The following is an 8740-nucleotide window of genomic DNA, read 5'->3' on the forward strand; positions in this document are numbered from 1 at the left end:
GGCTAAGGCTGAGGCTGTAGTGCCGCCCACCATGCCGCGTAGCTGCTGTTCTTCGCCATGTGTCGGTTCTGGTCCGGCGCGCCATCCGTCCACCATACCGGCCCACGTTCGCCGAGGGCGAGCTTGGCGGTGTGGACCGCTGCGCGGGCGCTTGCCTCCGCCTCGGCATCTCCGGACCGCAACGCCGCCCCCACGGCTCGGCGTGCATCCATCAACGCCTGCACAAGCCGCTGCCGCTCGGCCTCGGACAGCGTCGGATCGGCGGTGCGCCACAACTGTCCACGCAAGACGATGTAGCGTCCGTCGGGCGTGGCCAGGGGAGCGGGACGCGTCATCCGCAGCGAGGGCCGTCGGTCAACAGCGCGATCAGCTTGTCGCGATACCTGCGGCCCAGCGCCTCGCCCGCGTCGGTGCCGCTCATCGACCACCAGCCCATCTGGAAGGCCAGGTAACAGACTCCCATCAGCGCGAGCAGATCGCGGCGATCAGGCGAGCCGTCGACGAATGCCTGTGCCAGTGCCGCCCGATCCGCCTCCGTGTCGAGCAGCTCGACGGCCGCGCCGGCGACGTCCCACAGGATGTCCTGACAGCCGACCAGGTCATGCGCCTCGGAATGATCGACCGCGTCGGTCTTCACGATGCGCCCGCCGGCGTTCAGCCATTCCCACCGATGCAGCCGCGCATCGACATGGACCGGCACGACGGCGGTCCGCAGCGCGTCTACCCGGTCCTCGCTCCAGCGCGCGGCGAGCTCGGTGGCGGCGGCGGGAGCGACCAGCCGGAGATTGTGGATCGCCGTCGCCCGCAACTTCGATAGCCCTGCGCCCCGGGCGTGAGCCGGCAGGCAGTCCCGGCGGAAACGCAGATAGTCGATCAGGTGCTCCACTGGCACAGCATGCAACGGCTCGCCGTCGACGTACCGCTCGATGACGAAGCCGTAGCGCATCGCCAGCGGCTCGGCGCCGAAGCCGCCGTCGTGAAGAAGCCGGGCGCGGGCGAACTTCGCGCGCGCGGCACTGTCCAGTCCTGCGAACTTAACCAGGAACCTGCCTTCGGTCCCGGCCAGCAGATATTTCCGGACCTCCCGCGACGGCCAGGTCGCGACCTCCCTACGCGCCGCTGTCCATTGCCCGCCCGACCAGTCGACAGGCTCATCGCGGAGTTCGCCGGTGATGTCCGCGAACCAGTCCGGCACGGGCATGACCGCCCCCGGCGCGAACAGCTGCTCGAAATCGCGCACCCGGCGGTCGGCGGCGGTCCATCGCGTCCGGTGCACAGGCGCTGCCCTGTCGCCGAGATCGCCCGTGTGGCTGGGCATGAAGATGATCGCGTGCGGCGCGACACCGAGGCTCTCCAGCCAGTCCGCCGTGCCGCCGAACGAACTGCCGGACAGGCCGGGGCCTTCGTCCACGATGACAAAGGGCCGGTGCGCCCAGCTCCTGATCGCGGTCTCCAGCGCCGGTCCGGCCGTGATCGAGCGCGCGAACGGATGGTTGGTCGGTCGCACGGTCAGGATCGTCCGGGTGCCTGCGGCGGCGGCGACCAGCGGTGCCAGGCCTGTGCCGATGCTGCGCAGCCCGATCACGACGCTGTCGGCGGGAAGGCCCCGCGCCGCGTCGAGGAAGGTCTCGGGGTAGGTGCCGTAGAAGGCGTAGCCTTCGCACCGCTTGACGACGATGGTGTCGGGCCATGGCAGCGCCGTCAGGGAGGCGAGCGGCGCGAGCTCGGTCGCGGGCTGTCGGGCGAAACCGCTGCGCCATGACCGATCGATGTCGATCGCGAGCAGCCGCAAGCCGTCCAGGAGCTGCGCCTGCGCGTCGGACAGCTCGTCATAACCGGCGGCCGCTGCTTCGACGTCCGCGAGGCCCTGGGCCAGGCCGGCCAGCGCGATGAACTGCTCCACCGTCGCCGCATGGCGGGCCAACCCCGCCGGGCTCGCGTTCAGATCGCCCAGCGCCGCCGCGATCTCCGCCAGCGCCACGCGCGGCGCGATCGTCGCCTGCGCATCGCCATAGACCAGCACGGCTACGCCCCGGTGAAACGCCCGGGCCGGCGCTCGTTCACGGCGCGTACCCCTTCGGCATAGTCGGCGGTGTTCTGCAGCCATTGCTGCTCCGCCAGTTCGTGGTCGGTCTGGCGCTCGACCAGCGCTTGGAGGTCGCCGCGGATCGTCGCCCGCGTCGAGCGCACCGCCAGCGGCGCACCCGACGCGATTTCGTGCGCCAGCGCCAGTGCCGCACCGTCGAGCGCGTCCGCATCGACCAGCTGATCGGCCAGCCCCCACTCCGCCGCCTGCTCGCCGCCGATCCGCCGACCGGTGAGCAGCATCAGGCCTGCGCGCTGGCGGCCGACCACCCGCTCCAGCACCGCCGAAATGCCGAAGCCGGGGTGAAAGCCGAGCTGGACGAAATTCGCCACGAACCGCGCCGCCGGAGTGGCGATGCGGAAGTCGGCGACCAGCGCCAAGCCGAGCCCCGCGCCGACGGCGGCGCCCTGCACCGAGGCGACGACCGGCGTCTTGATCGCGAACAGCTTCGCCGCCGCGACGTAGAAGGGGTTGCGTTCTCCCGCCGCGGCCGCACCTGCGGCGACCGGGTTGCTGTTGGCGAGGTCGGCGCCGGCGCAGAACACGCGGCCGTCGGAGCGGAGCACGATGGCGCGCACGTCGCGGTCGTCGTCGGCAGCCGTGAACGCGGTGCCGATGCCCTCGATCAGCGCCAGATCGGCGAAGTTGTGCGGCGGCTTCGCGAAGGTGACGACGGCGACATGGCCCTCGCGCGTGGTGGTGACCGTCATCTTCTCTCCCGTGCCCGACGCCGCTACATCGGCCGCATACCCAAGCTCGGAAAGGTCTGTCCATGCGCGAAGCCGCGATCGTCTCAACCGCCCGTACCGGCATCGGCAAGGCCTATCGCGGTGCCTTCAACGCGACGGAGGCGCCCGCGCTCGCCGGCCACGTCATGAACGCCGCCGTCGAACGCGCCGGCATCGATCCGGCGCGGATCGACGACGTCTTCTGGGGCGTCGGCAACCAATGGGGCACGCAAGGCGGAAATGCCGGGCGCATGGCGCTGTTCGCCGGCGGCCTGCCGCAGACCGTTCCCGCGTTCACGCTGGACCGCAAATGCGGATCGGGTCTCACCGCCGTCGCGCTGGCGGCGCGCTCGATTATCGCCGGCGACATCGATGTCGGCCTGGCGGGCGGCATGGAGTCGATCAGCTTCACCGTCACCAAGGACGCGCCGCGCCATGTAAACACCAGCGTCACCGACAGGGAACCGGCCGCGTACATCCCCATGATCGAGACCGCCGAGATCGTCGCCGAACGCTATGGCATCAGCCGCGAGGCGCAGGACCGCTACGCCGCCGAAAGCCAGCAGCGCGCCGCCGCTGGCCTCGTGCGCGGCGCCTTTGCGGAGGAAATCGTGCCGATCACCGTCGAAAAAGCGCTTTTCGACAAGGCCGGAACACGGACCGGCACCGAGACGGTGACGCTCACCCAGGACGAGGGCATCCGCCCCGGCACCACCTACGAGGCGCTAGCTGGCCTCAAGACCGTCTGGGCCGGCGGCGACTTCACCGGGCCCGGCCAGAACGTCACCGCCGGCAACGCCAGCCAGCTGTCCGACGGCGCCGCCGCGCAGATCGTCATGGACCGCGCAATGGCCGAGGCCGAAGGCAAGGAGATCCTCGGGGTATACCGTGGTTTCCAGGCCGCGGGCTGCGGCCCGGAAGAGATGGGCATCGGCCCGATCTTTGCGATCCCCAAGCTGCTCGAGCGCGCTCGCCTGTCGGTCGCCGACATCGGCCTGTGGGAGCTGAACGAAGCGTTCGCGTCGCAGTGCCTGTACTGCCGGGACAAGCTCGGCATCGACCCCGACAAGTACAACGTCAATGGCGGCGCGATCGCGGTCGGCCATCCCTTCGGCATGACCGGCAGCCGGCTGGTCGGCCATGCTTTGATCGAAGGCCGCAAGCGCGGGGTGCGCTGGGTCGTCGTCTCGATGTGCACGGCCGGCGGCATGGGCGCGGCGGGACTGTTCGAGCTGGTGTGAGGCGCCGGGCGCACGCGGGCAGCGTGGCAGGCCGCGAGACGCGCCAGCCCGGCCGGCGGGCAAAGCCCGCTCGACGTCAGGTGGCGGCTTTGCCGGCGCCCTCTTCCCGCGCCGCCCGCACCGAATCCCACGCATACACCGCACACCCGGCCCAGATCAGGCCGAAGGTGACGAGGTGAACGGTGCGCAGCGGCTCGCCGAACAGGAACACCGCCTGCAGGAAGACCAGCGACGGCGCCAGATACTGGAGCAGGCCCAGCGTCGCGTAGCGCAGCCGGCGCGCGGCGGACGCGAACAGCAGCAGCGGGACCGCGGTGATCACCCCCGCCACCGCGAGCAGCACGTCGGTCGCCCAGCTCTCGCCCCAAGCCGCCGCGCCGTTCGTCCAGCTCCATGCCAGCACCGCCGCCGCGAACGGCGCCAGCAGCAGCGTCTCGATCGTCAGTCCGCCCAACGCGTCGATCGCCACCACCTTGCGGATCAGCCCATAACTGCCGAAGCTCAGTGCCAAGGTCAGCGAGATCCACAGCGCGCCCCCGCCCGTCGCCATCGCCAGTACGCCCGCTGCGGCCAGTCCGACCGCGGCCATCTGTACCGGCCGCACCCGCTCGCGCAGCACCGCGGCGCCTAGCGCCACGTTGACCAGCGGATTGATGAAATAGCCCAAGCTCGCCTCCAGCACATGCGCATTGGCGACCGCCCAGACGTACACGATCCAGTTGATCGAGATGAGCAGCGCACTGACGCCGAGCAGCAGCAGCGTGCGCCGGTTCGCCGCCGCCCGGATCGCGGCCACGCGACCCAACGTCACCACCAGCCCGATCAGCAGCAGCACCGACCAAAGGACGCGATGCCCGACCACCTGCGCCGCCGGCACTTCACGCAGCAGCTGGAAGTATAACGGCAGCAGCCCCCAGATCAGATAGGCGGCGATCCCCTGGAGCAGGCCGGTCTTGGTCGAAGCGGAGGTCATGTGCCAGCCTTTGCGGGTGACAAGCCGGCGGGCAAGCGTAGGATGGCGATGGGAGAGCCAAGCATGACCACCGCCCTCATTACCGGCGCCTCCGCGGGACTGGGTGAAGGCTTTGCCCGGGCGCTTGCGGCGGACGGAAGCGACCTGATCCTCACCGCGCGTCGTGCCGACCGGCTGGAGGCGCTCGCCGCAGAGCTGCGCGGGAAGCACGGCACCGCCAGTCACATAATCGCTGCCGACCTGACTGAGCCCGCGGCCCCCGCCCGGCTGATCGCGGACATCGCCGCCGCCGGGCTCACCGTCGACACGCTGATCAACAACGCCGGCTATGGCTTGCGCGGACCGGTCGCCGCGCTCGACCCGGACGCGCAGCTCGGCGTGATCGACATCAACTGCCGGGCGCTGGTGGCGCTCGCCCGCGCGGTGCTGCCCGGCATGATCGCACGAAAAGGCGGCGGCATCCTCAACGTGGCGTCGACCGCCGCGTTTCAGCCAGGGCCGTGGATGGCGGTCTATTATGCGTCCAAGGCGTTCGTGCTCAGCTTCTCCGAGGCGCTGCACGAAGAGGTGCGCGAACACGGCATCCACGTCGCCGCGCTCTGCCCAGGCCCCACCAACACCGAGTTCGCCGGCCGCGCCGGCATGACCGACATGCCGCTGTTCACGAAGCTGGCGAGCGGCCCCGAGGCGGTGGTGCGCGACGGCCTCGCGGCGCTCAAGGCCAATCAGGCGGTGAAGATCTCGGGCGCGATGAACGCGGTGATGGCAGAGTCGATCCGCTTCACGCCCCGCGCGCTGGCGCGGCGCATTGCCGGATCGCTGCAGAAGGCGCGGAAGGGGTAGGGGCGGGTACGGCATCTTCCCCGGCGCATGGCCGGGGTCCAGTTGCCACGGATTGCGTGGTGAAGGTCAACCTTAACGCACTCAGCATCTCGCAACTGGACCCCGGCCTTCGCCGGGGAAGATGCTTCCTTCCGCCTGCTACCTGCTACCTGCTACCTTAGTCCGCGAACAGCAGCACCGGCGTTTCCAGCAGCTTCTTGAGCGCCTGGACGTAGCTCGCCGCGTCCCAGCCGTCGACGACACGGTGGTCGCAGCTGATCGACAGGTTCATCAGCTTGGCGCGGCGGATCTCGTCTCCCCGGCCGGTGAAGACAGGGCGCTCGACAATCTTGTTCGGGCCGATGATCGCGACTTCCGGGCGGTTGATGACCGGCGTCGTCGCGATGCCGCCGAGCGGCCCCAGTGAGGTGACGGTGATGGTGCCGCTGCCCAGCTCATCGGGCTTGAGCTTGTTGGCGCGCGCCGCGTCCGCCAGCCGCCCGATCTCGGTCGCGAGCTGCCAGACGTTCATGTCCTGCGCGTCGCGGATGACGGGAACGGTCAGTCCGGCCTCGGTCTGCGCGGCCATGCCGAGATGGACGCGACCGGAGCGCGTCACCACGCCCGCCTCGTCGTCGTAACGCGCGTTGAGCATCGGAAACTCCGGCAGCGAACGGCAGATTGCGACGATCAGCAGCGGCAGCATGGTCAGCTTCGGCCGCTGCCCCCGGTTGTCGTTCAGATCGGCGCGGACGCGCTCCAGCTCGGTCACGTCGATCTCGTCGACATAGGTGAAATGCGGGATGCGGCGCTTGGACGCGGCCATGTTCTCGGCAATGCGGCGGCGCATGCCTATGACGCGGACCTGCTCGTCGGCGCGCGCGCGGCTGGCGTGCGGGGCATGATAGCCCTGGCCGGCGCCGTAGCGGAGGAACGCGTCGAGGTCGGCGTGGCGGACGCGGTCGGCGTCGGTCTTCACCTGGGCGAGGTCGACGCCGAGTTCCTTGGCGCGCTGGCGGACGGCGGGGGAGGCGAGGACGGGGTTGTGATCTCCCCTCCCGCCTGCGGGAGGGGTTCGGGGAGGGGTTGTCGGCACGGAGGCGGATCGCTCCACATCCCCTCCCCCAACCCCTCCCGCAAGCGGGAGGGAAGCTTCCGTGACCTCCTCCACCCCCGGGTTTTCCGCCTCGAACTCCGCCTCGCCCTCGACCCCGAGCTGCTCGGCCACCTCGTCCGCCAGCGAGGGCTCCGTCGGCCTCGTCGCGTTGTCCTCAGCGACTGCATCCGTCTCGATCACCACCAGTGCGGCGCCGATCGCGACCTGGTCGCCGACTTCGCCGGCCAGCTCGACGACGATGCCCGAAACGGGCGACTCCATCTCGACCGTCGCCTTGTCGGTCATCATGTCGGCGACGTTCTGGTCTTCTTCGATCCGGTCGCCGACGGCGACATGCCAGGCGACGATCTCGGCCTCGGCGATGCCTTCGCCGATGTCGGGCAGCTTGAACGTAAAACGAGCCACGCGATCAGTCCTTCATGAGCTTCTTGAGGGCCTCGCCGATGCGGACGGGACCGGGAAAATAGGCCCATTCGAGGCTATGGGGATAGGGCGTGTCGAAGCCGGTGACGCGCTCGATCGGCGCCTCGAGGTGATGGAAGCAGCGTTCCTGCACCTGCGCGACCAACTCCGCGCCAAAGCCGCTGGTGCGCGTCGCCTCGTGTATCACGATACAGCGGCCGGTTTTCTTCACGGATGCCTCGATCGCCTGGATGTCGAGTGGCACCAGCGTGCGCAGGTCGAGGATTTCGGCGTCGATGCCCATCTCCTCGACGGTCGCGGCCGCGACATGCACCATCGTGCCATAAGCGAGGATCGTCAGCGCCTCGCCTGCCCGCGCGACCGCCGCCGTCCCCAGATCGACGCGATAGTGACCCTCGGGCACCTCGCCGGCGGGATGCTGCGACCAGTTGCGCGCGGGCCGGTCGTAGTGGCCGTCGAATGGGCCATTATAGATGCGCTTGGGTTCGAAGAAGAGAACCGGGTCATTGTCCTCGATCGCGGCGATCAACAGCCCCTTGGCGTCGTATGGCGTGGACGGGATGACCGTCTTGATGCCCGACACGTGGGTGAAGATGCCTTCGGGCGACTGGCTGTGCGTCTGACCGCCGAAGATGCCGCCGCCGAACGGCGATCGCACGGTGATGGGTGCCGTAAACTCGCCCGCCGAGCGATAGCGCAGCCGTGCGGCCTCGCTCACCAACTGGTCGAGTGCCGGATAGATATAATCCGCGAACTGGATTTCCGGCACCGGCCTGAGGCCATAGGCGCCCATCCCGATCGCGACGCCGATGATGCCGGTTTCGGTGATCGGCGTGTCGAACACGCGGGTCTTGCCGTATTTCTTCTGCAATCCCGCCGTCGCGCGGAACACCCCGCCGAAATAGCCGACGTCCTCGCCCATCACGGTGACGGTCGCATCGCGCTCCATCATCACGTCGAGCGCGGAGTTGATCGCCTGGATCATGTTCATGCGCGCCATCAGAGACCCGCCGCCTTGCGCTCGGCGAGCATCTGCGCCTGTTGTTCCTTCAGATGCCAGGGCATCTCCTCGAACACGCCCTCGAACATCGTCTCGAACGGGTGGTGGTGGAGGCCGTGGCCGAGCACGCCGTTCTTCTCCGCCTCCTTCTGCGCCGCGCGCACCATCTCGGCGAGTTCCAGATCCTGCGCGGCGTGGCGGGCATCGTCCCATTCGCCGAGCGCCACCAGGTGATCCTTCAACCGCTGGATGGGGTCGCCGAGCGGCCAGGCGGTGGGCTCACCGGCCGAGCGATAGGCGGTCGGATCGTCCGAGGTCGAGTGCCCCTCGGCGCGATAGGTGAAATGCTC

The 8740-nt window shown here is 69.4% G+C and carries 9 protein-coding genes; 2 read left to right on the forward strand and 7 right to left on the reverse strand.

Annotated features, from left to right (window positions below; all coding sequences use genetic code 11):
- Positions 1 to 2: 2 nt before the first annotated feature.
- The 3 genes from VFQ64_RS14875 to VFQ64_RS14885 are packed head-to-tail and all read right to left on the reverse strand — an operon-like array spanning position 3 to position 2796.
- Positions 3 to 335 carry a hypothetical protein gene (locus VFQ64_RS14875; RefSeq protein WP_325104132.1) on the reverse strand — a complete coding sequence of 111 codons (333 nt, stop codon included), beginning with the start codon at positions 333 to 335 and terminating at the stop codon, positions 3 to 5.
- The gene (locus VFQ64_RS14880) at positions 332 to 2023 is read right to left on the reverse strand and encodes a hypothetical protein (protein WP_325104133.1); all 1692 of its coding nucleotides are present in this window, start codon (positions 2021 to 2023) and stop codon (positions 332 to 334) included. Before VFQ64_RS14880 ends, VFQ64_RS14875 begins: the two co-directional genes overlap by 4 nt.
- Before the next feature lie 2 nt (positions 2024 to 2025).
- Positions 2026 to 2796 (reverse strand): enoyl-CoA hydratase/isomerase family protein, encoded by a 771-nt coding sequence (locus tag VFQ64_RS14885; RefSeq protein ID WP_325104134.1) that lies wholly within the window; start codon positions 2794 to 2796, stop codon positions 2026 to 2028.
- 62 nt (positions 2797 to 2858) lie between these two features.
- Here VFQ64_RS14885 and VFQ64_RS14890 point away from each other — a divergent pair, with 62 nt between their 5' ends.
- A complete protein-coding gene (locus VFQ64_RS14890) occupies positions 2859 to 4055 on the forward strand; it encodes an acetyl-CoA C-acyltransferase (protein ID WP_325104135.1) in 1197 nt (398 codons plus the stop codon).
- A 76-nt stretch (positions 4056 to 4131) separates the two neighbouring features.
- Here VFQ64_RS14890 and rarD read toward each other — a convergent pair whose 3' ends face one another.
- A complete protein-coding gene (gene rarD, locus VFQ64_RS14895) occupies positions 4132 to 5028 on the reverse strand; it encodes an EamA family transporter RarD (RefSeq protein WP_325104136.1) in 897 nt (298 codons plus the stop codon).
- Between the two features lie 63 nt (positions 5029 to 5091).
- Here rarD and VFQ64_RS14900 point away from each other — a divergent pair, with 63 nt between their 5' ends.
- Positions 5092 to 5871, forward strand: coding sequence for an SDR family oxidoreductase (locus VFQ64_RS14900; protein ID WP_325104137.1), 780 nt, complete (start codon positions 5092 to 5094; stop codon positions 5869 to 5871).
- A gap of 157 nt (positions 5872 to 6028) precedes the next feature.
- On the opposite strand, the gene VFQ64_RS14905 is transcribed toward VFQ64_RS14900, so the two are convergent.
- The 3 genes from VFQ64_RS14905 to VFQ64_RS14915 all read right to left on the reverse strand — a co-directional run.
- Positions 6029 to 7372 carry a dihydrolipoamide acetyltransferase family protein gene (locus tag VFQ64_RS14905; RefSeq protein ID WP_325104138.1) on the reverse strand — a complete coding sequence of 448 codons (1344 nt, stop codon included), beginning with the start codon at positions 7370 to 7372 and terminating at the stop codon, positions 6029 to 6031.
- 4 nt (positions 7373 to 7376) lie between these two features.
- On the reverse strand, positions 7377 to 8381 hold the full coding sequence (locus VFQ64_RS14910) for an alpha-ketoacid dehydrogenase subunit beta (RefSeq protein WP_325104140.1): 1005 nt from the start codon (positions 8379 to 8381) through the stop codon (positions 7377 to 7379).
- An 8-nt stretch (positions 8382 to 8389) separates the two neighbouring features.
- The coding region (locus VFQ64_RS14915; RefSeq protein ID WP_325104139.1) for a thiamine pyrophosphate-dependent enzyme at positions 8390 to 8740 on the reverse strand (351 nt) is incomplete at its 5' end.

Source organism: Sphingomonas sp. (genome assembly GCF_035714405.1).
Classification (GTDB): Bacteria; Pseudomonadota; Alphaproteobacteria; order Sphingomonadales; family Sphingomonadaceae; genus Sphingomonas.